We start from the raw sequence: 20,351 nt of genomic DNA on the forward strand, positions 1-20,351 counted from the left end.
CAGGCCTGTTATTTCCCGCTCAGGACGCGGCTTGCGACATTGATGTAGCGCCGCCCGGCATCCTCGGCCTCGGCAAGCGCCTTGGCCATGTCATTGTCCACCCGCACCGCGACAAGCTTGATCAGCATCGGCAGGTTGACGCCGGCGATCACCTCGACCGTTCCGTTGTTCATCACCGAAATGGCGAGGTTCGAGGGCGTCCCGCCGAACATGTCGGTCAGGATGATCACGCCATTGCCGCTGTCGACCTTGCCGACGGCGGCGAGGATGTCGTCGCGCCGACGATCCATGTCGTCCTCGGGACCGATCGAAACGGTTTCGATGGCGTCCTGCGGCCCGACGACATGCTCGACCGCCAGTCGGAACTCCTCCGCAAGGCCGCCATGGGTCACAAGCACCAGTCCGATCATCTTCGCGCTACTCCTCGAAACAGCAATCGCCTTCGTCCGCGCAAAGGCCCGTTGCCGCATCTTGTCGAAGCCGGCGCGAAGTGCAAGCCAAAAGGGCGAAAATATCACATGAAATCAGGCGGGCCGCAGCCGCTGATGCATGGCGAACACAAGCCGCATGCCGGCTTCAGCCCTGATAACCAGCATGGCAGGGCCGCGCGGGAAGTCCGGTCCCAAGTCCGGGGCACAGCGCCGCAAGCTTGGAAAACGGGTCCGGCGCGGGCCAGCGCAGAAAGAGCTGCGGCAGGTCAAGCCCCTCGGCTAGTGCAAGCTTGCTGTCTTCCGGCGGCAGGCGGCTGGCCTCCTCGGAGCAAACAGGCATGAGCGCGAAATCCATGACCGCGCTTCCAAGATATGGGATCTCGGCCAGCCCCGAGCCGCGAATTTCAATAAGACCGGCAATGGCCGGGGGCGTTTCGGCAATCACCCGGCCGGCGGAAACGGAGATCAGCACCTGGTCGTCCGCAACAAGTGCGGAATAGAGCCCGTTGAGACGGCCGGCGTGGATAAGGGCAAGGGCAAGCTCGCTTTTGCCCGCGCCCGAGGCCCCGCAAATCAGGATGCCGGTCGAACCGAGCACGATCGCGGTCGCATGGCGGTTGGTTCCGGCCCGATCCGTCATTGCGCCTTGCCGGCGGCGGCCGGCAGTTTGAGCGTGAAGCGGGCGCCTGTGACATCGCCGGTTTCGGGATTGGCGACATTTTCCGCCGTCAGCGTGCCGCCATGGGCCTCGGCGATCTGGCGGGATATGGAGAGGCCAAGCCCGGAATTCTGCCCGAAGGCCTCGCCGTCCGGGCGATCGGTGTAGAAGCGCTCGAAGATACGCTCCAGCGCGTCCGGCCGGATCCCCGGACCATTATCCGCCACGCTGATGATGATCTGCCCGCGCGTGCGGGTCAGCGCGACGTCGATGCGGCCGTCCTTTTCCGGAACGAAGGATCGGGCATTCTCGATCAGATTGGTGACGATCTGGCCGATCCGCAGATCATGGCCGAACGCCTCGAAAGCGCCCTTGCCGTGATTGCCGGGATTGACGGTAAAGCCGATCTCGACATGGCGGTTGCGCTTGCGGGTCTCGCGAGAGATCGAGACCAGGTCCTTCAGAAGCGCCTCTGCGTCGAAGCGCTTCGCATCCTCGCGGGCAAGCTCCGCATCCAGACGGGAAGCATCGGAGATGTCGCTGATCAGCCGGTCGAGACGGCGGACATCATGCTGGATGATCTCGGTCAGTCGCGCTTTCGATTCTTCGGTCTTGGCAAGCGGCAGCGTCTCGACCGCGCTTCGAAGCGAGGTGAGCGGGTTCTTAAGCTCGTGGGCGACATCGGCGGCGAAACTGTCGATGGCATCGATCCGGTCGTATAGCGCCGTCGTCATCTCCCGAAGCGTCGTGGAAAGATGGCCGATCTCGTCCTGACGGGCGGAGAAGTCCGGGATTTCCTCACGTTCGCGCGGGCCGCCGCGGCGCACCCTGACGGCGGCCTCGGAGAGCCGGCGCAACGGACTTGCGATCGTCGAGGACAACATGAAGGAGAGGATCATGGTCACGAGCGCAGTGACGCCGAAGACCCGGATGATGGCGATACGCTCGGCATGGACGATCTTGTCGATGTCGCCAGCCTGAGTGGACAGCAGAAGCACGCCGAGCACGGCGCGAAAGCGCTGGATCGGCACGGCGACGGAGACGATCAGCCCGCCCCGGTCGGTGACCCGCACTACGGCCGAGCGCTGGGCGTCGAGCGCCTTCATCACTTCCGGATAGATCGAGCCATCGCCGCCGGGCGCCTCCTCATAGCGCGGCAGATTGCCCGGCTGCAGGAAGCGGTTCATCAGGCTTCCGAGCTTGTCCGATACGCTTTCCGCCGTCGATTTCTCGGTGTCCGGCAAGTCGTAGCGCAACACCTGACCGCGCGAATAGAGATAACGCGAATCGAGAATCAGATTGGCGTCGGGATCATAGATGCGCGCGCGGGTGCGGGTCGGCGAGATCAGCCGTCTCAGGATCGGCGCGACCTTCTCAGGATTGAGGGGAAAACGCAGATCCTCGTCGCTTGAGGTCGGGCGGGCGCTCTCGCCAGCCTGCAACTCCAGCAGTTCCTGCGGATCGATTGTCATCGTGTCGGTTTCGACCGAGGCGGAGGAGGCGATCGCGCCGGCGATGATCTCGCCCTGGGTCAGAAGGCTTTCCACGCGCGCGTCGATCAACCCCTCGCGGAACTGGTTGAGATAGAGGATGCCTCCGACAAGGAAGAACAGGGCCAGAAGGTTGAAGAACAGGATTCGCCAGTTGAGGCTGGAGAAAACGGTCGAAGCCAGCACCCAGCGCATCGCCGCAAAGGGTTTGCGCCAGCGCCGTCCCGGCTTCCTGCCAGGGGCCTCGTTCGAGGTCCCGCCTGAGGCTTTGTCGCTGCTGTTCGTCAATCTTCGCCCTGTTTGCGGTGGCTGTGCCCGAGCCCTCAGGAAATGCCGCGATTGCGTCTATTCCATGGTTGGGTCCGACACGCCTTCTGCCTCAGGCGGCTTCGCGGAAGCGATAGCCGACGCCGTAAAGGGTTTCGATCATATCGAAATCGGTGTCAACCAGCTTGAATTTCTTGCGCAGGCGCTTGATGTGGCTGTCGATCGTGCGGTCGTCGACATAGACCTGGTCGTCATAGGCGGCATCCATCAGCGCATCGCGGCTCTTGACCACGCCTGGACGCTGGGCAAGCGAATGCAGGATGAGAAACTCGGTGACCGTCAGGGTCACGGGGTCCCCCTTCCAGGTACAGGTATGGCGTTCGCGGTCCATGACCAGCGGGCCGCGCTCCAGCGGACGGTTCGCCTCGCCCTCGCCGGGCTTGGCGCCGCCGCCGGCAATGGCGGCCTCGCGGGCGGCAACCCGGCGCAGGACGGCGCGCACGCGCTCCACCAGCAGCCGCTGGGAGAAGGGCTTGGTGATGAAATCGTCGGCGCCCATCTTCAGCCCGAAAAGCTCGTCGATCTCCTCATCCTTCGATGTCAGGAAGATTACCGGAATGTCCGACTTCTGCCGCAGCCGCCGCAAAAGCTCCATCCCGTCCATGCGCGGCATCTTGATGTCGAAAATGGCAAGCTGCGGCGGGTTGGCCTGAAGCCCGGTCAGCGCCGTGGCGCCATCGGTATAGGTGTCAACGCGATAGCCTTCGGATTCCAGAGCAATCGACACCGAGGTCAGAATGTTCCGGTCGTCGTCCACGAGCGCGATCGTCTGCATTTGGGGCTCCCTGACTGCAGTTCTTATGGTCTTTGGACGGCATTTGGTCCGCCGTCTCGCGATTTCTAGCATTTGTTGGAAAAAAACTGGAACAAATTGTGGCAAGACCAACCAAAGCGGGCGATCAAACCCTTCAAATCACATTTTCTAAGCGCGACGTCACGCCGGTTAACAGCCTGAGAATCCTTCATAATCTGAAAATTGTTCAATCTGGCGTTTTTCTTTAATCGATTAAATGCATGATATTATTATATTTTGTCAGATTCCCTGTTGTCTGATGCGAACGAATTTAATATGTTTTTAAAAAATTAGATTTCGTTTAGAGAGGCATTTCGCATGGTGGAGCATGGAATCTACAATCGCCGTTTTCCGGTCGAAGCAGCAGGTCTGAAGGACCTTGCCGGCGTTTACTACAATCTGATGCCATCGGAACTCTGCGAGCTGGCGCTTCGCCGCAGCGAAGCGGTGCTGACGGCAGACGGCGCGCTGAGGGCGCTCACGGGCCAGCACACCGGCCGCTCCGCCAAGGACAAGTTCGTTGTCTGCGACGACAAGACCAAAGACCAGATCTGGTGGGACAACAACAAGGCGATGTCGCCGGAGCATTTCGCCCTCCTCAAGGAAGACATGCTCGCCCATGCGGCCGGCAAGGAACTGTTCGTGCAGGACCTGATCGGCGGCGCGGATGAGGAAAACCGTCTGCCGACGCGGGTCATCACCGAATATGCCTGGCACGCCCAGTTCATCCGCAACCTTCTGATCCGCCCGGAGCGCGACGCGCTGGAGGATTTCGAGGCGAAACTGACCATCATCAACCTGCCCTCCTTCGTTGCCGATCCGAAGCGCTATAATTGCCGCACGGAAACGGTGATCGCCTGCGATCTCGAGAACGGTCTTGTGCTGATCGGCGGCACATCCTATGCGGGTGAAATGAAGAAGTCGGTGTTCACCGCCCTCAACTATCTTCTGCCCTCGCGCGGCGTGATGCCGATGCACTGCTCGGCCAATGTCGGAGATGCGGGCGATGCCGCCGTGTTCTTCGGACTTTCGGGTACCGGCAAGACCACACTTTCGGCGGATCCCTCGCGCACGCTGATCGGCGATGACGAGCATGGCTGGGGCGAAAACGGCCTGTTCAATTTCGAGGGCGGCTGCTACGCCAAGACCATCCGCCTTTCGGCCGAGGCCGAGCCGGAAATCTACGCCACGACCAAACGTTTCGGCACGGTTCTGGAAAATGTCGTGCTCGACGCCAACCGCAAGCCCGATTTCGATGACGGGTCGCTGACGGAAAACACGCGCTGCGCCTATCCGCTGGACTATATTCCCAATGCCTCGCGCACCGGACTTGCGCCGCATCCGAAGACGATCATCATGCTGACGGCCGATGCCTTCGGCGTGTTGCCGCCGATCGCGAAACTGACGCCCGACCAGGCCATGTATCACTTCCTCTCCGGCTACACCGCCAAGGTGGCGGGTACGGAAAAGGGCGTGACCGAACCCGAAGCGACGTTCTCGACCTGCTTCGGCGCGCCCTTCATGCCGCGCCACCCGACCGAATACGGCAATCTGCTGAAGTCCCTGATCGCCAGGCACGGCGTGCAGTGCTGGCTGGTCAATACCGGCTGGACCGGCGGCGCCTATGGCGCGGGTTCGCGCATGCCGATCCGCCAGACCCGGGCCATGCTGGCCGAGGCGCTGGCCGGCCGGCTTGCCGGCGCGGAGTTCCGTGTGGATCCGAATTTCGGCTTCGAGGTTCCGGTCGCCGTGCCCGGCGTCGACGCGGCAATTCTCAACCCGCGCGGCACCTGGGCCGACGCAAGCGCCTACGACGCGCAGGCGGCGAAACTTGTCGACATGTTCGTCGCCAATTTCGCCAAATTCGAGGATCATGTGGATGCCGGCGTGAAGGCCGCTGCGCCGGGAATTCTGGCCGCCGCCTGAGTTATACGCAGGAGGAGCGTGGAAATGCCCGGTCGCCGTTCGGCGCCGGGCATTTCTTTTTTCAGGCGACCGGCGAGATTACCAGGCCAGTTCCACATGCGGCCTGCCGTCCGACGTCTTTGCCGGCGACCGCCCCGTCTCATCGACCGTACAGTTGACCCGTTGTCGGAAGGCCGAGAAACTCTCGAATGTGACGACATCGACCGGCTCATCGAATTTCAATGTCAGGCGATAATGCCCCGGCTTTCCGGCAAAGGCACTGGCGGACAGGATCTCGGCAGTAAACGCATGGCCGAGATAGGTTCCCGAAACGCGCGCGCCGAGCATCCACGGGTTCAGCGGCGGTCGGTTGCCGATTTTCGCATGAAGCGTGTTCCAGTCGCGAAAGCCATATTGGGCGGCAATCAGCTCCAGCGCCCGGGAATGGGTGATCGGCTCGCCGGTGCGATTCAGATGGGCACGCAGGCGTTTGGCCTGATCCTTGAGGGCCTCAAGCGATGGCAGCGGTGTATTGGTGGACATGGCGAAGTCTTTCCTTCGCATTCGCCTGTCTGGTGGTTCGGTGCCCGCATTGCCGGAACCGCGAATGCGCAAGGTTTTCAAAACATCGCTCATCGGTTCAAGGGGAACTTCACCATGGTTTTGAGAACCGCGGGCGGCCGGCGTCTCTTGCCGTTGCCGCTCATTAGGCCGCATTGCCGTCCGCGTCAAGCAAAAGCCCGGTCTCGCAGGCGATTGCGGCCTTGAAGGCCGGGCGGCGGCATGGGATAACGCGGCCATGGCCTCACGCGATCTCATCATCAATGACCGGATCACCATTTTCGGCTGGGAACTGACCGAGCAGTTCGTGCTTGCCGGCGGACCCGGCGGACAGAACGTCAACAAGGTGGCGACCGCCGTGCAGCTGTTCTTCCCTCTCGCCGCCTCCCCTTCCCTGCCTGAGCGCGTAAAACGCAATGCGATGCGCCTCGGCGGCCGCAAGGTTTCCAAGGAGGGGGTGCTGCTGATCGAGGCCAATGGCCATCGCAGCCAGGAGCGCAACCGCGAGGAGGCGCGCGAGAAGCTGAAGGAGCTGATCCTCGCCGCCGCCGCGCCGCCACCGCCGCGCCGCCGCAAAACCAGACCGACGCGCGGTTCGATCGAACGTCGGCTGAAGGCCAAGGCCGGCCGCTCGGAAATCAAGAAGAAGCGCGGCAAGCCCGCGCCCGACGAGTAAGCCATGAGCGCCGACAAACCCGTTCTCCCCGAGGGCTTTCGCTATCTGCCGGACTATCTCGACCGCGCCGCCCAGGAGGCGCTGGTCGAGGATATCCGCGCTGTGGTGGCAGAAGCCCCGCTTTACGTGCCGACCATGCCGCGCACCGGAAAACCGATGTCCGTGCGCATGACCAATTGCGGCCCGCTCGGCTGGGTCACCGACAAGGAACGCGGCTATCGCTATCAGGCAACCCATCCCGCAACGGGAAAACCCTGGCCGCAAATGCCCGAACGGCTCGCAGCGCTCTGGCGCGACCTTGCGGATTACCCCGAACCGCCGGAAGCCTGCCTGATCAATTTCTACGATGACACGGCGAAGATGGGCATGCATCAGGACAGCGACGAGGCGGATTTCTCAGCCCCCGTGCTTTCCATCTCGCTCGGCGATAGCTGCCTTTTTCGCGTGGGCGGCACGGACCGAAAGGACAAGGCCGTCTCGCTGAAACTGGCAAGCGGCGATATCGTGCTGCTTTCCGGCAAAAGCCGTCTCGCCTATCATGGCGTGACGCGGACCTATCCCGGCACCTCGACGCTTTTGAAGAACGGCGGACGGATCAATCTGACGCTTCGACGGGTAAGATCTCCACCTCAATAGCGTCACCCTCGGGCTCGGCCGACGGGCACAGCCCTCAAAGAGGCTCTGTCCCACATTCCGGTGCAGGCGCGTTCACAACTTCCTGAGCGCCACGGTCTCCACCAGATGATCCTGGCCCTTGCGCAGGATCAGGTCGGCGCGGGGGCGGGTGGGGAGGATGTTGTCCTCGAGATTTCTCAGGTTGATATTGTTCCACAGGTCCTCCGCCGTCGACAGCGCGTCCTTTTCCGAGAGCTGGGCATAGCGGTGGAAATAGGAGGCGGGGTCCTGGAAGGCGGTGTTGCGCAGCTTCTTGAAACGCTCGATATACCAGTGGTGGATGAGCGAAACATCAGCGTCGATATAGATCGAGAAGTCGAAGAAATCCGAGACCATCGGCACCATGCGCCCGCCGGCGGGCAGGCTGCGGGCCTGCAGCACATTGATGCCCTCGAAGATCAGGATATCTGGCCGGTCGACCGTGGTGAAGTGATCGGGCAGCACGTCATAGGTCAGGTGTGAATAAAGCGGCGCCTTCACATTCGGCATGCCGGCCTTGATGGCGGAGAGGAATCTCAGGATCGCCGCCGTATCGAAGCTTTCGGGAAAGCCCTTGCGGCGCATCAACCCTTCCATTTCCAGAACCGCATTGGGAAACAGGAAACCGTCGGAGGTGACGAGATCGACCTTGGGGCTCGATGGCCAGCGGGCGAGCAGTTGTTTCAGAAGACGCGCGGTGGTGGACTTGCCGACCGCGACCGGACCGGCGACGCCGATGATGAAGGGCGTCTTGCTGTCCTGCTTGCCGAAGCTCAGGAAACGGCTGCGCTGGCGAAACAGCATCTGCGAGCTTTCCACATGGGTGGAGAGGAGCCGCGACAGCGACAGATAGATGCGCCGCACTTCCTCAAGCTCGATCGGGTCGTTGAGCGAACGCAGTTTGCGGACTTCGTCGGCCGTCAATGTCAGCGGCGTGTCGGCGCGAAAGCGCGACCACTCCTCGGCGGAAAAGAAGCGATAGGGCGAGACCGGATCGGCCAGCGTCTCGCCCGCATTTTCCTGCAGAAACGTGTCCTCGAACTCCTGGATCATGAAGGCGCGCGCCCCGCCTTTTCGGCAAGGCCGGACTGGCCCGTGCGCCTTGCCAGTTCATCCAGAACGTCGGCCAGCGGAATGTCGGCGATCTTCAGCACCACGAGGAGGTGATAGAGCAGGTCGGCGCTCTCGCTCGTCAGGTTTTCCCGGTCTTCGGCAATCGCCGCAATAACGGTCTCGACCGCTTCTTCGCCAAGCTTCTTGGCCGCCTTGCGCTGGCCCTTGGAAACGAGCTTCGCCGTCCAGCTTTCTTCCGGCGAGGCCTTGGCGCGCTCGGCGACGATCGCCTCGAGATCGGCGAGTGTGAATTCCGACATATCCTTCCTCCCCGCCTCAGTCGAGACGCATGGCGATGCCGTGATCAGCCATATACTGTTTTGCTTCCCCGATGGAATAGGTACCAAAGTGGAAGATCGAGGCGGCGAGCACGGCCGTCGCGTGGCCCTCGCGAATGCCCTCGACCATGTGATCGAGATTGCCGACGCCGCCCGAGGCGATGACGGGAACCGAAACCGCATCGGCGATTGCCCGCGTCAGTTCGAGATCGAAGCCGGCCTTGGTGCCGTCACGGTCCATCGAGGTCAGCAGGATTTCGCCCGCGCCAAGCGCAACGACCTTTTTCGCAAACGCCACGGCGTCGATGCCGGTCGGCTGGCGTCCGCCATGGGTGTAGATTTCCCAGGCGCTTTCGCCCTCTTTCGGGGCTTCGGTCCGGCGCTTGGCGTCGATCGCCACCACGATGCACTGATTGCCGAACTTGTCGGCCGCTTCGGCGACGAAGTCCGGGTTCTTCACAGCGGCCGAATTGATCGACACCTTGTCGGCGCCGCAGAGCAGAAGCTTGCGGATATCGGCAACGGTCCGCACCCCGCCGCCGACGGTCAGCGGCATGAAGCAATGCTCGGCCGTCCGCGTCACCACGTCGAAGATCGTTTCGCGATTGTCGGAGGTGGCGGTGATGTCGAGAAAGCAGAGCTCGTCGGCGCCCGCCGCGTCATAGGCGCGCGCCGCCTCGACCGGATCGCCGGCATCGATCAGGTCGACAAAGTTCACTCCCTTGACGACACGGCCGTCCTTGACGTCGAGACAGGGGATGACACGGGCTTTGAGTGTCATGATTGCAGACCTTTCAGCATCTCGAGCGCCTCGGCGGGGTCGATCCGGCCATCATAAAGCGCGCGGCCGGAGATTGCACCTTCCAGGATCTGGGCGTCGGGCCTGGTCATGCGGGCGATATCGTCCATCGAGGCGAGGCCGCCTGAGGCGATGACCGGTATGTTGACGGCGGCGGCCAGCGAAAGCGTTGAGTCCCAGTTGATGCCGGTCAGCACGCCGTCGCGGTCAATATCGGTATAGATGATCGCGGCAACGCCGGCGCCCTCGAACCGTTTTGCCAGTTCGACCACCTCAAGCTCGGACGCTTCCGCCCAGCCCTCGACCGCCACCTTGCCGCCGCGCGCATCGATGCCGACGGCGATCTTGCCGGGAAAGGCCTTGCAGGCCGCCTTAACCAGTTCCGGGTCGCGCACGGCAACGGTGCCGAGAATGACGCGGGCCAAACCCTTTGTGAGCCAGTTTTCGATATGGTCGAGCGAGCGGATGCCGCCGCCGAGTTGCACCGGATTTTTCGTCGCCTTCAGGATGGCGTCAACCGCCTCGCCGTTGACGCTTTCACCGGCAAAGGCGCCATTCAGATCCACCACATGCAGATGGGTAAAGCCCTGGTCTTCAAAGGCTTTCGCCTGGGCGGCGGGATCGGGATTGTAGATCGTCGCCTGCTCCATATCGCCGAGCTTGAGGCGCACGCACTGGCCGTCTTTCAGGTCGATGGCGGGAAATAGGATCATTTAGGGTCTTTCAACGCGATTTACTGTGCAGGAAACAAGGCGTCGAGGACGGGCGAACCCGAAACCTTGGCTGCAAGAAGAACAAGGGCAATAATGCCGGCAGAAATAAAGCTTGCGACGATCCCGGTCCAGACCTGAGACCAAAAACTGCTCTTTCGCGTGATCGCGGCTTCGATTGCCTGGGCCTGGCGCAGGGTCTCGCCGCTCAGGGCGATTTCCCGGATCTGCTGTTCGCTTGCGTCGACATAAACCTGCGCATAATTGCTCAGCAGGTCCTCTGCCCTGTCCCGCAGCGTTCTGCGCATATCGGAGGTGAGATAATTTTCAGTTATGGTCGCAAGCGCTTTGTCGTCGGGGCGTTCATTGTTGTGGCGGGCACGATAGCCGATAATCCATTCTCGTTTCTGGCGCTTGTAGAGTGCGTAGGCCAAGAGGCCGACCAGATCGACATCGGCCTCATCCAGTTCGATGACATAGCTTTCAAAAACTTCGTTGTAATCTTTCGCGGAGACGCCGGAAGCGGAAGTCATCCCGTCAGCGTCTTGCGCGCCAGGCGGCATTAGCCCTGCTTTCTGAAAGCGCGCGCGGCGTTTTCCAGAGCGCGCTGGTGGACGGATTCATCGACGCGCCGGATAATCGTGCCATCCGGCAGCCGGACGTCCGAAAAAGTAGCCTGTCCCGGTTTGGAGGGACGCAGCGAGTAAACGACCTTGTCTTTCTTGCCCTGCTTCTGCAGTGTCGCCATTGTAGGAACTCCCGTTCAGGTCTCAATATAGGTGCAATTTTCACCTATGGGAATCCCTACGGCGCCCATGTCAGAAAATTGGCGATCAGCTTCAGGCCGAGCGTCTGGCTCTTTTCCGGGTGGAATTGCGAGCCGGCCTTGTTGCCGTCGGCGACGAAGGCGGTGACGGGGCCGCCGTAATCGGTGGTGGCGATCACCTGTTCCGGCCTTTTGGCGGCCAGGTAATAGGAATGGACGAAATAGGCGTGCAGCCCGTCCTCTCCGGTCGCAATGCCGTTAAACAGCGGATGCGGCGTGTTCAGCGTCAGTGTGTTCCAGCCGATCTGCGGGATCTTGAGGTCAGGATCGGCGGGCGTGATTTCGGTCACGTCGCCGGCAATCCAGCCGAAACCTTCCGAGACGGTCTTTTCCAGGCCGCGCTCGGACATGAGCTGCATGCCGACGCAAATGCCGAGGAAGGGTCGGGCCTTGTCCTCGGCCACCTCGCGGATCGCCTCGACCATGCCGGGCACGGCATCCAGCCCGGCGCGGCAATCGGCATAGGCGCCGACGCCCGGCAGCACGATGCGGTCGGCCCCTGCCACGATCTCGGCCTTGTCGGTGAGGATGATCTCGGCATCGAGGCCTTCCTCGCGCGCGGCCCGCTCGAAGGCCTTGGTAGCCGAGCGCAGATTGCCCGAGCCGTAATCGATTATCGCTACTTTCATCATCGTCATCTTGCAGAATAGGTGTCCATCAGGCCAATACCGGAGGGCATGGACCCGTGTTTGACGGCCGGGCCCGGAGCAAAGCCGGTGAAAATCGGGTGCTCGTCCCGACCGGAGAAATAGATTGCTTCCGCCGTCTCGAGATCGGGTGCCACGATCACGCCGTCGGGCGTGAAGCCGCGACGTTCCATGGCAAGCGCCTTCCATTCGCGCCCCTCGAAGCCGATCAACAGGTTGAGCGCGAGCGAGGCCGCGCTTGCGCCAAGCGAAAGGCTTTCGAAATACCCCGCCACGCCGAGCGCGATCGAAACCCCAAGCGTGATGAAACCGGCAAGCCACGCCCGGTTCGCCAGAAGCCAGAAAGGGCCGAACAGAAAGGCGAGCCAGGCGAAACGATCGCGAACGAAGCGGATCTTTTCCGGGTCGTTGTCGCCGGGCGCGATCAGGACGAGATAACTTCCCATCTGGCCTCCTCTCAGGCGAGCATGCCTTTTGTGGAGGGCACGCGGCCTTCCTGGCGCGGGTCGATCTCGGCGGCGGCGCGCAGCGCGCGGGCTACGGCCTTGAAACAGGTCTCGGCGATATGGTGGCTATTGGCGCCGTAATGGTTCATCACATGCAGCGTGATGCCGGCATTCTGGGCAAGCGCATGGAAGAACTCGCGCACCAGCTCGGTATCGAACGTGCCGATCTTCTCCGACGGGAAAGTGACGTTCCACACCAGGAACGGCCGGCCCGAAAGGTCGAGCGCGGCCTTGGTCATGGTCTCGTCCATGGCGAGATCGATCGAGGCATAGCGCGTCACCCCGGCGCGGTCTCCAAGCGCCTTCGCCAGCGCCTGGCCGATTGCAATGCCGACGTCTTCCACCGTGTGGTGATCGTCGATATGGAGATCGCCCTTCGCCTCGATCGTCATGTCGATCAGCGAATGACGGGAAAGCTGGTCGAGCATATGGTCGAAAAAGCCGATCCCGGTCGAAATCCGCGCCTCGCCGGTACCGTCGACATTGACGGCCACGGAAATGGCGGTTTCCTTGGTCTTGCGCGCGAGTTCTGCGCGGCGGGCTTCGCTTTCGGCTGCCATTTTCTGCGTCTCTCTCCATGACATGCGGTATCGCCGTTACTTAACAGGCAGTCCCGGCAAGCGCAAAAGAAAAGCGGGAGCGCCACGCCGCCTGGCTCCGGTGATTGACATTTGAAAGCCCGATTGGCGAATTCTTGTTGCGGTGCAACATTCAGTGGCGCTTCCGTCTTTCAATGCAGTGCTTTCTCGGCTACAGGCTGGAAGCCTGAATGCCTCCCGGAAAGTCCCTCCCATGCCTTCCTCCCCTCGCCCCTCATTCATCTATTTCCTCGCCGCCTTTGCCGCCGGCTGCATCATGGCCGTCATGACCCATCTGAATGCGGTCGTCGCGCTTTACGGCTCGCCCATGTATGCCTCCTGGGCCGGCCATGGCTGCGGCACGCTTGCCGCGATCGCCATTCTGGCCTTCCTCCACTTCCGGAAATCTGGAGCAGAGGGGAACGCTCCGAAGGCCGAAAAAATCCGCGTGCCCTGGTGGGGTTATCTCGGCGGGGTCTCTGGTGCTGCCACCGTGGTCGCCGCATCGCTCGCGGTCAATTCGCCGCTGGCGCTGTCGGGCGCGATCGCGCTCGGCCTTGGCGGCCAGGTTCTGTTTTCGCTCGCCGCCGACCAGTGGGGCCTGTTCGGCCTTCCCGCACGCCGCCTCGACCTCAGGGATCTGTCGGCGGTCGTCTTCATTCTGGCGGGCAGCGTTCTCGTCATCATGTCAGGGGGGGCGCAGGCATGATCCTTCCGATCCTTTTTGCCGTTGCCGCCGGCGTTCTCGTCGGCATCAGCCGTCAGGTCAACGGGCGCCTCAGCGTCTCCACCTCGCCGATGGTGTCCTCGTTCTACAATCATATTGTCGGCTTCATCACCGTCAGCGTGGTTGCCGTCATCATCGGCGGGCTGATCCCGCCAAGCGTATCCGAGGTTCCGCTCTACGGTTATCTCGCAGGCCCCATCGGCGTCATCTTCGTGGCGGCGGGCTCATGGGTCATCCCGAAGATCGGCGCCGTCAACACGGCCGTGCTGATCATCGGCGGCCAGATGTTCATGAGCGCGGTCATGGATGTGGTCGAAGGCGTCGAGGGCCAGCCGCTTCTGAGGCTTGCAGGACTGGCGCTCATTCTCGTCGGCATGATCATCGCCCAGAGCCGCAAGAAACCGCAAGTGATCGGCTGAGCAAACCTTCACGGATTGCAAATGTGGCACGGCTGCCTACATAGGAAGCCGGACAGGGCTTTGTGCGCTTTGGCGAAGCCCGCAAATGAGGTGACTATCATGAGCGAACACAATCCCTTCGGCACCATGCACGCCACCACGATCATCACCGTACGCAAGGACGGCAAGGTGGTGATGGCCGGCGACGGTCAGGTCTCGCTCGGCCAGACGGTGATGAAGGGCAATGCCCGCAAGGTGCGCCGCATCGGCAAGGGCAATGTCATTGCCGGTTTTGCCGGCGCCACGGCCGACGCCTTCACCCTGCTGGAACGGCTGGAGCGCAAGCTGGAGCAATATCCCGACCAGCTGATGCGCGCCTGCGTCGAACTCGCCAAGGACTGGCGGACGGATAAATATCTGCGCAATCTCGAAGCGATGATGCTGGTCGCCGACAAGGATATTACCCTTGCTGTCACCGGCAATGGCGATGTGCTGGAACCCGAGCACGGCGTCATGGCCATCGGCTCGGGCGGCAATTACGCCTATGCGGCGGCCTGGGCGCTGATGGACAGCGACAAGCCCGCCGATGTCGTCGCCCGCCGCGCCATGGAGATCGCCTCGGAAATCTGCGTCTACACCAACGGCAATATCATCGTGGAAACGCTGGATGCCGCATGACGGGACCATAGGTTTCAGGCCGCTTCGCGAAGGCGACCTTGAACTGATGGCCCGCTGGCTGCGGATGCCGCATGTCGCGATGTGGTGGCAAAGGGCGGAGAGACAGGTCGAGCAGATGCGTTCGCATATCGATGATCCGACCGTTTCGCCTTTCGTTGTTTTGCTGGACGATGTGCCGTTTGGCTATATCCAGCTCTGTGATCTCGAAGGGGAGCGTGAAAACGAACCCGCCCTTGCCGACCAGCCCGCCGGCACATTCGGGATCGACCAGTTTATCGGCCCGGCCGGAATGATCGGCAAGGGGCTCGGCACGAGGCTCGTTTCCGCCATGGCGGAGCGGGCACTGAACAAAGACGCCAAGCGCGTCCTCGTCGATCCGCACCCCGACAATGCGGCGGCGATCCGCGCCTATGAGAAGGCCGGCTTTGTCCGGCTCGGTACCTTCAGCATGACAAGCGGTCCGGCGCTGCTGATGGCCCGCGACCCTTGAGGAGCAATAACAGATGACCAATTTTTCCCCCCGCGAGATCGTCTCCGAGCTCGACCGTCACATCATCGGCCAGCACGACGCCAAGCGCGCCGTCGCCATCGCGCTCAGGAACCGCTGGCGCCGCCAGCAGCTTCCCGACGATCTGCGCGACGAGGTGATGCCGAAGAACATCCTGATGATCGGCCCGACCGGCGTCGGCAAGACCGAGATTTCCCGTCGCCTCGCCAAGCTCGCGGGGGCGCCCTTCATCAAGGTCGAGGCCACGAAGTTCACCGAGGTCGGCTATGTCGGCCGCGATGTCGAGCAGATCATCCGCGACCTCGTCGAGCTCGGCCTCGTTCTGGTGCGCGAGAAGAAGCGCCAGGAAGTGCAGGCCAAGGCCCACGCCAATGCCGAGGAGCGCGTGCTGGATGCGCTGGTCGGCAAGACCGCCTCGCCCGCGACCCGCGACAGCTTTCGAAAGAAACTGCGCGCCGGCGAGCTGGACGACAAGGAAATCGACATCGAGATCGCCGATACCGCTTCGGGCATGCCGGGGCTGGAAATTCCGGGCATGCCGGGCGCCAATATCGGCGTTTTGAACCTGTCGGAAATGTTCGGCAAGGGCATGGGTGGCAAGACCAAGAAGGTCCGCACCACGGTCAAGGCCTCCTATGAGGACCTGATCCGCGACGAGAGCGACAAGCTGCTCGATGACGAGGTGATCCAGCGCGAGGCGCTGCGGCTGGTTCAGGAGGACGGCATCGTCTTCCTCGACGAGATCGACAAGATCGCCGCCGGTGACGGGCGCATGGGCGCGGGCGTCTCCCGCGAGGGCGTGCAGCGCGACCTGTTGCCGCTGGTCGAAGGCACGACGGTTGCCACCAAGTATGGCCCGATCAAGACCGACCATATCCTGTTCATCGCGTCCGGCGCCTTCCATGTCTCCAAGCCGTCCGATCTTCTTCCGGAGCTTCAGGGTCGCCTGCCGATCCGCGTCGAACTGCAGGCGCTGACCAAGGAAGACTTCCGCCGTATCCTGACGGAAACCGAGGCAAGCCTCATCCGCCAGTATCGCGCGCTGATGGAAACGGAGGAACTGAAGCTCGATTTCACCGAGGACGCGATCGACGCGCTTGCCGATGTCGCGGTTCATCTCAACGCCACGGTGGAAAATATCGGCGCACGACGCCTGCAAACGGTGATGGAGAGGGTTCTGGACGAGATATCGTTCACCGCGCCCGACCAGTCCGGCCAGGAAATCATGATCGATTCCGATTATGTGCGCGAGCATGTCGGCGATCTCGCCCACGACACGGACCTGTCGCGCTATATTCTCTAGTAGCGCTTACAATCAGGCGGAAACGTCCGACATCAGCGAGAAACGCGCCGTCACGTCTTCCCGTCTGACGGCGCGGAAACCCGGCAAGGTAAGAGAAACCGCGCGACGATTTACTGCGTCCGCGTCGACCGGCATCCGTGACCCCCTTTCAGGAGGGCACACCGGCGGGCGCCGGGCGGCGGCGCAAGGTCAAAGAGCGGCCTTGACGGCGACACGGTCGATATTCCTGCGCTCGATGCCGAGATCGGCGAGTTGGCGATTGCTCAGGCCTTCCAGTTCGTTGGCGATCTGGCGGTACTTGATCCAGCTATTGAATGAACGTGCGATACCCATCTTGTTCTCACCTTTGCGAAACGGTTTTGCCCTGACCGGCGGTTCGGCCAATGCATTTCTTAAGAGAAGTATAGACAGGTTGAAGACCCCAGCTAGCTGAGTATCGCCAAGGCCGCCATGCGAAAGGCGCATGGCTGTTCGAAACGCCGGCCTGGCTTGTGCTCAGCAGACCAGGCGCGCAAAAAACCGGCCCGGGAAACCCGGACCGGCGCCTGGGGAGGCGGATGGTTCTGGCGCTTGCCGTCAGCTCAGGCTTTTCAGATCGACCGGCTTTCGCTTTCTGAACAGGATCGCGTAGGTGAACACCGCGGTCAGAGCCAGGAAAAAGAGGCTATCCGGACTGGTCAGGAAGATCATCGGATTCCCGTCGCTGAGTGACAACGACCGGCGGAAATACTGTTCCAAGTCCGGCCCCAGAATGAAGCCCAGCAGCAACGACACCGTGGAATATCCTTCCTTGCGCATGACATAGGCAAGCACGCCGAAGCCGACGGCCAGGCCCATCTGAAAGGCTGAATAGGTCGCCACATAGCTGCCGACCAGCGCCACCACGGCAATCGAGCTGTAGAGAAGCCCCTTCGGGATCGAGACGATCCTGACGAAATACGGCCCGAGCAGGAAGAGCGACAGCGGAATGAGGATGAGCGCCGAGATGAACAGCGACGCGATCATCGGCGCGATCAGATCGGCCTGCTGCTCCAGAAGGCGGGGGCCCGGCTGAAGCCCGTTGATCACCAGCACGCCAAGCACGACCGCCGTGGTCGGATCGCCGGGAATGCCGAACATCAGCATCGGCACGAAGGCCCCGCCGCACATGGCGTTGTTGCCGGTCTCCGCAGCGGCGATGCCCTGACGGGACCCATGACCGTATTCCTCCGGCTTTTTCGAGGTTCCGCGCGCCGTGGCATAGGAGACGAAGGCCGCCATCGAGCCGCCCGCGCCCGGCAGCATGCCGATCGCATAGCCGATGACCGAGCTTTTCAGATAGGTGAGGAAGCCGATCTCGCGCACTTCCGAAAGCGGGGGGATGAAATCGCGACGCCGCACCCTGAGCGACTTGGCCCTTTCCAGCGTCTTCTCCAGGGAGAGATCCCAGGTCTGCGCCTGCACCAGCACTTCGGAAACGGCGAAGGCGCCGATCACGATGGGCATTATGTCGATCCCCTCGACGAGAACTTCCGTTCCGAAGTTGAATCGCGGAATCGGCTGGATGACATCGATGCCGATGGTTGCCAGCATGATGCCGAGCACGGCAGCGACAACGCCCTTGGCAATCGCCCCCTTGTCGACAGCGATGATGACGACGAGCGCAAACAGGACGAGGGAAAACTTGCCGGGCGTGCGGATCAGAAGCGTGATCTGGGCCGCGACCGGCATGAACGCCATCAGCGCGAGCGCGCCGAGGCTGCCGCCGATCATCGAGCCGAGAGCCGCATGGCCCAGCGCATTGGCGCCCTTGCCCTGTTGCATGAGCTTGTTGCCCTCGATCGCCGTCATCATCGAGGACGGCGCGCCGGGTATGTTGATCGTGGTCGCGGTGATGCTGCCGGAATACATCCCCGCCATGAAGATCGAGGCACTCATGACCAGCGCCGGGACGATATCGATGGAATAGGTGATCGGCAGCAGGAGCGCGATCGCCAGCACCGATGTCAGGCCGGGCATCGCGCCGAAGAACGTGCCGATCAGGAAGCCCGCGACCATGAAGCCGAGGATATAGGGGTCGAGCAGCGGCAGGAAGCCGCCGGCGAAGGTCTGCAACGTGTCCATCAGATGAAGCTCCCCGTCAGGGTCGGCAGGCGGACACTGAAGACCCCGGCATAAAGGGCGTAGAAAACCGCGGTGACCAGGATGTCATAGAAAAGGAACAGGAGAGGTCTTTTCAGCTCGAACCTGAAGATGATGAACAGGGCGCCCACATAGAGGAGCGTCGAGACCGCGTATCCGAGATTCTGAAACATGAAGATATAGGCCGCCGTGGCGATCACGACGCCGGCCGGACGGATATGCGACTTGAGGCTGGCCTCGCCGCGCGGCTCCCTTTTCCTGAACTCCTGGAAGAGGACAATGAACAGCGCCACATACATCAGCACGCAGGCAACATAGGGCAGGCCGCGCGGGCCGACGGCGCCTTCGCTGCCGAACATCATCCGGATATTGAGGGTTGCCGAAAGATAGATCGTGTTCGCACACAACAACAACACCGGGAAGACAAAACCGGCGCCGGTGTAGCGCCTGAGATCAGCCATGGAAATCTCCCGTGAATGGCGCCGGGCGACAAGCGCCCGGCGCATCAGGTCGGTTGCGGATGAAGCTTACTTCGTGATCACGCCGCTTTCGACGAGGCTGTTCATCTCATCGAACAGGGCCTTCTGGGTTTCATCCACCCACTGCGTTACCGCCGCGGCGCCGAGCCAATCGGGCGTAACGCCGGTCTTGGCGACCCAGCTCTGGAACTCGTCGCTGTCATAGGCCGCCTTGTAGTCGGTCTCGAGCGTCGAGATGATGTCATCGGGCGTGCCGGCCGGAGCCGCCAGAAGGATGAAGCTACCGTTTACGAGGTCAATGCCGGCTTCTTCTGAGGTCGGGACGTCATAGGTCGGGTTCGGCGCCTTGGTGAATTCCAAAAGCCCGCGCACGGTGCCGTCGTCGATCAGGGTCGAGAAATCACCGAGACTGGTGATCACCACATCCAGTTCATCGGAAAGGATCGCCTCTTTCTGGCCGGCCGTTCCGCCCGAATAGGACACGATCTTGAAATCCGTGCCGGTCAGGGACTGGAACTGCAGAAGCGTCAGATGGATACGTCCGCCAAGGTTCTGCACCCCGACGCGGATCTCGCCCGGATTGGCCTTGGCAGCCGCGATCAGATCCTCGATCGTCTTGTAGTCCGACGTGGCATCGACGATGACCGCATCGGGCTCGCTGGTGATGCGGGCAAACAGTTTCAGCTTGTCGAGATTGTAGCTCGGCAGCAGGCCCTGCCACGGCACCGTGATGACACTGTCATAGGTGAGCGCGCCGATCGTGTAGCCATCGGGCTTCGCCTTCATGAGCTGCGAGATACCGGTAGCGCTGATGCCGCCCTCGATGTTCTCGACGTAAAACGAGCCTCCATCGACCTGTTCGTCGACGATGTTCGTGATCTTGCGCACGATGCCGTCCGTGCCCCCGCCCGCGCCCCACGGCACGATCACCCGGACGTCCCGGTCCGGATACTCCGCCAAGGCGCCAACCGGCGAAAGCAATGCCGCAAGGACAGCGACCGATCCCAGAAGTTGAAGTCTTGTCATTCGATTTCCTCCACTTGAAGCAACAGAGAAACCCTCTGTCAGGCAATCCCAGATAACCCTTTGAAGCAGCACCACAATTCCCGCCCTCCGGAACCGCGGAAGAGATGCTACAACGTAAAGGCGAACTGAAATATTACTATATGGAGCAAAGGATTTCTG

At 62.0% G+C, this 20,351-nt stretch carries 26 protein-coding genes; 8 read left to right on the forward strand and 18 right to left on the reverse strand.

Going from position 1 to position 20,351, the window contains the following annotated elements; genetic code table 11:
• Positions 1–8 precede the first annotated feature (8 nt).
• The 4 genes from GGR30_RS05035 to GGR30_RS05050 all read right to left on the reverse strand — a co-directional run bounded on the left by GGR30_RS05035 (position 9) and on the right by GGR30_RS05050 (position 3,681).
• Positions 9–410, reverse strand: a complete 402-nt coding sequence (locus GGR30_RS05035) for a PTS sugar transporter subunit IIA (protein WP_183483179.1) — start codon at positions 408–410, stop codon at positions 9–11.
• A gap of 166 nt (positions 411–576) precedes the next feature.
• Positions 577–1,071, reverse strand: coding sequence for an HPr kinase/phosphorylase (locus GGR30_RS05040; RefSeq protein ID WP_183483180.1), 495 nt, complete (start codon positions 1,069–1,071; stop codon positions 577–579).
• Positions 1,068–2,774: a sensor histidine kinase gene (locus tag GGR30_RS05045; RefSeq protein WP_183483452.1), complete on the reverse strand. Its 1,707-nt coding sequence runs from the start codon at positions 2,772–2,774 to the stop codon at positions 1,068–1,070. Before GGR30_RS05045 ends, GGR30_RS05040 begins: the two co-directional genes overlap by 4 nt.
• Before the next feature lie 184 nt (positions 2,775–2,958).
• Positions 2,959–3,681, reverse strand: a complete 723-nt coding sequence (locus tag GGR30_RS05050; protein WP_183483181.1) for a response regulator transcription factor — start codon at positions 3,679–3,681, stop codon at positions 2,959–2,961.
• 336 nt (positions 3,682–4,017) lie between these two features.
• Here GGR30_RS05050 and GGR30_RS05055 point away from each other — a divergent pair, with 336 nt between their 5' ends.
• A complete protein-coding gene (locus GGR30_RS05055; RefSeq protein ID WP_183483182.1) occupies positions 4,018–5,625 on the forward strand; it encodes a phosphoenolpyruvate carboxykinase in 1,608 nt (535 codons plus the stop codon).
• Between the two features lie 78 nt (positions 5,626–5,703).
• Here GGR30_RS05055 and GGR30_RS05060 read toward each other — a convergent pair whose 3' ends face one another.
• The gene (locus GGR30_RS05060) at positions 5,704–6,147 is read right to left on the reverse strand and encodes a glyoxalase superfamily protein (RefSeq protein WP_183483184.1); all 444 of its coding nucleotides are present in this window, start codon (positions 6,145–6,147) and stop codon (positions 5,704–5,706) included.
• Positions 6,148–6,403: 256 nt separating this feature from the next.
• On the opposite strand from GGR30_RS05060, the gene arfB reads away from it, so the two are divergent.
• Together arfB and GGR30_RS05070 are read left to right on the forward strand one after the other, a co-directional pair.
• Positions 6,404–6,841, forward strand: coding sequence for an alternative ribosome rescue aminoacyl-tRNA hydrolase ArfB (gene arfB / locus GGR30_RS05065; protein ID WP_183483186.1), 438 nt, complete (start codon positions 6,404–6,406; stop codon positions 6,839–6,841).
• 3 nt (positions 6,842–6,844) lie between these two features.
• The gene (locus GGR30_RS05070) at positions 6,845–7,477 is read left to right on the forward strand and encodes an alpha-ketoglutarate-dependent dioxygenase AlkB family protein (RefSeq protein ID WP_183483188.1); all 633 of its coding nucleotides are present in this window, start codon (positions 6,845–6,847) and stop codon (positions 7,475–7,477) included.
• 72 nt (positions 7,478–7,549) lie between these two features.
• Here the strand turns inward: GGR30_RS05070 and coaA are convergent, their stop codons facing one another.
• The 9 genes from coaA to hisB are packed head-to-tail and all read right to left on the reverse strand — an operon-like array spanning position 7,550 to position 12,934.
• Positions 7,550–8,548 carry a type I pantothenate kinase gene (gene coaA, locus GGR30_RS05075; RefSeq protein ID WP_183483190.1) on the reverse strand — a complete coding sequence of 333 codons (999 nt, stop codon included), beginning with the start codon at positions 8,546–8,548 and terminating at the stop codon, positions 7,550–7,552.
• Positions 8,545–8,868, reverse strand: coding sequence for a phosphoribosyl-ATP diphosphatase (locus GGR30_RS05080; protein WP_183483192.1), 324 nt, complete (start codon positions 8,866–8,868; stop codon positions 8,545–8,547). Before GGR30_RS05080 ends, coaA begins: the two co-directional genes overlap by 4 nt.
• A gap of 16 nt (positions 8,869–8,884) precedes the next feature.
• The gene (gene hisF / locus GGR30_RS05085) at positions 8,885–9,667 is read right to left on the reverse strand and encodes an imidazole glycerol phosphate synthase subunit HisF (RefSeq protein WP_183483194.1); all 783 of its coding nucleotides are present in this window, start codon (positions 9,665–9,667) and stop codon (positions 8,885–8,887) included.
• Complete coding sequence (gene hisA / locus GGR30_RS05090) at positions 9,664–10,398, reverse strand: 1-(5-phosphoribosyl)-5-[(5-phosphoribosylamino)methylideneamino]imidazole-4-carboxamide isomerase (RefSeq protein WP_183483196.1); 735 nt, start codon at positions 10,396–10,398, stop codon at positions 9,664–9,666. The genes hisF and hisA overlap by 4 nt, the downstream gene beginning before the upstream one ends.
• 20 nt (positions 10,399–10,418) lie before the next feature.
• The gene (locus tag GGR30_RS05095; protein WP_183483198.1) at positions 10,419–10,928 is read right to left on the reverse strand and encodes a hypothetical protein; all 510 of its coding nucleotides are present in this window, start codon (positions 10,926–10,928) and stop codon (positions 10,419–10,421) included.
• A gap of 29 nt (positions 10,929–10,957) precedes the next feature.
• Positions 10,958–11,143, reverse strand: coding sequence for a hypothetical protein (locus tag GGR30_RS05100; RefSeq protein ID WP_183483200.1), 186 nt, complete (start codon positions 11,141–11,143; stop codon positions 10,958–10,960).
• Positions 11,144–11,199: 56 nt separating this feature from the next.
• Complete coding sequence (gene hisH, locus GGR30_RS05105; RefSeq protein WP_183483201.1) at positions 11,200–11,850, reverse strand: imidazole glycerol phosphate synthase subunit HisH; 651 nt, start codon at positions 11,848–11,850, stop codon at positions 11,200–11,202.
• 5 nt (positions 11,851–11,855) lie between these two features.
• Positions 11,856–12,314: a DUF2628 domain-containing protein gene (locus GGR30_RS05110; protein ID WP_183483203.1), complete on the reverse strand. Its 459-nt coding sequence runs from the start codon at positions 12,312–12,314 to the stop codon at positions 11,856–11,858.
• 11 nt (positions 12,315–12,325) lie between these two features.
• Complete coding sequence (gene hisB, locus GGR30_RS05115) at positions 12,326–12,934, reverse strand: imidazoleglycerol-phosphate dehydratase HisB (RefSeq protein ID WP_183483204.1); 609 nt, start codon at positions 12,932–12,934, stop codon at positions 12,326–12,328.
• Between the two features lie 232 nt (positions 12,935–13,166).
• On the opposite strand from hisB, the gene GGR30_RS05120 reads away from it, so the two are divergent.
• The 5 genes from GGR30_RS05120 (at position 13,167) to hslU (ending at position 16,566) form a co-directional block, all read left to right on the forward strand.
• Complete coding sequence (locus GGR30_RS05120; protein ID WP_183483205.1) at positions 13,167–13,661, forward strand: DMT family transporter; 495 nt, start codon at positions 13,167–13,169, stop codon at positions 13,659–13,661.
• Positions 13,658–14,098 carry a DMT family transporter gene (locus GGR30_RS05125; RefSeq protein ID WP_183483206.1) on the forward strand — a complete coding sequence of 147 codons (441 nt, stop codon included), beginning with the start codon at positions 13,658–13,660 and terminating at the stop codon, positions 14,096–14,098. Before GGR30_RS05120 ends, GGR30_RS05125 begins: the two co-directional genes overlap by 4 nt.
• Positions 14,099–14,197: 99 nt before the next feature.
• The gene (hslV, locus tag GGR30_RS05130; RefSeq protein ID WP_024709125.1) at positions 14,198–14,755 is read left to right on the forward strand and encodes an ATP-dependent protease subunit HslV; all 558 of its coding nucleotides are present in this window, start codon (positions 14,198–14,200) and stop codon (positions 14,753–14,755) included.
• Entirely contained in the window at positions 14,745–15,245 is a 501-nt protein-coding gene (locus GGR30_RS05135) for a GNAT family N-acetyltransferase (protein WP_183483207.1), read from the forward strand. The genes hslV and GGR30_RS05135 overlap by 11 nt, the downstream gene beginning before the upstream one ends.
• A gap of 13 nt (positions 15,246–15,258) precedes the next feature.
• The gene (gene hslU, locus GGR30_RS05140) at positions 15,259–16,566 is read left to right on the forward strand and encodes an ATP-dependent protease ATPase subunit HslU (RefSeq protein ID WP_183483208.1); all 1,308 of its coding nucleotides are present in this window, start codon (positions 15,259–15,261) and stop codon (positions 16,564–16,566) included.
• Positions 16,567–16,755: 189 nt separating this feature from the next.
• On the opposite strand, the gene GGR30_RS05145 is transcribed toward hslU, so the two are convergent.
• From GGR30_RS05145 to GGR30_RS05160, 4 genes are all read right to left on the reverse strand, one after another.
• Positions 16,756–16,899, reverse strand: a complete 144-nt coding sequence (locus GGR30_RS05145; RefSeq protein WP_183483210.1) for a DUF1127 domain-containing protein — start codon at positions 16,897–16,899, stop codon at positions 16,756–16,758.
• Positions 16,900–17,142: 243 nt separating this feature from the next.
• A complete protein-coding gene (locus tag GGR30_RS05150; protein ID WP_183483212.1) occupies positions 17,143–18,669 on the reverse strand; it encodes a tripartite tricarboxylate transporter permease in 1,527 nt (508 codons plus the stop codon).
• Positions 18,669–19,148 (reverse strand): tripartite tricarboxylate transporter TctB family protein, encoded by a 480-nt coding sequence (locus GGR30_RS05155; protein ID WP_183483214.1) that lies wholly within the window; start codon positions 19,146–19,148, stop codon positions 18,669–18,671. Before GGR30_RS05155 ends, GGR30_RS05150 begins: the two co-directional genes overlap by 1 nt.
• A gap of 66 nt (positions 19,149–19,214) precedes the next feature.
• Complete coding sequence (locus GGR30_RS05160) at positions 19,215–20,192, reverse strand: Bug family tripartite tricarboxylate transporter substrate binding protein (RefSeq protein WP_183483216.1); 978 nt, start codon at positions 20,190–20,192, stop codon at positions 19,215–19,217.
• Positions 20,193–20,351: the final 159 nt, after the last annotated feature.

This window comes from Martelella radicis, from assembly GCF_014196625.1.
GTDB lineage: Bacteria > Pseudomonadota > Alphaproteobacteria > Rhizobiales > Rhizobiaceae > Martelella > Martelella radicis.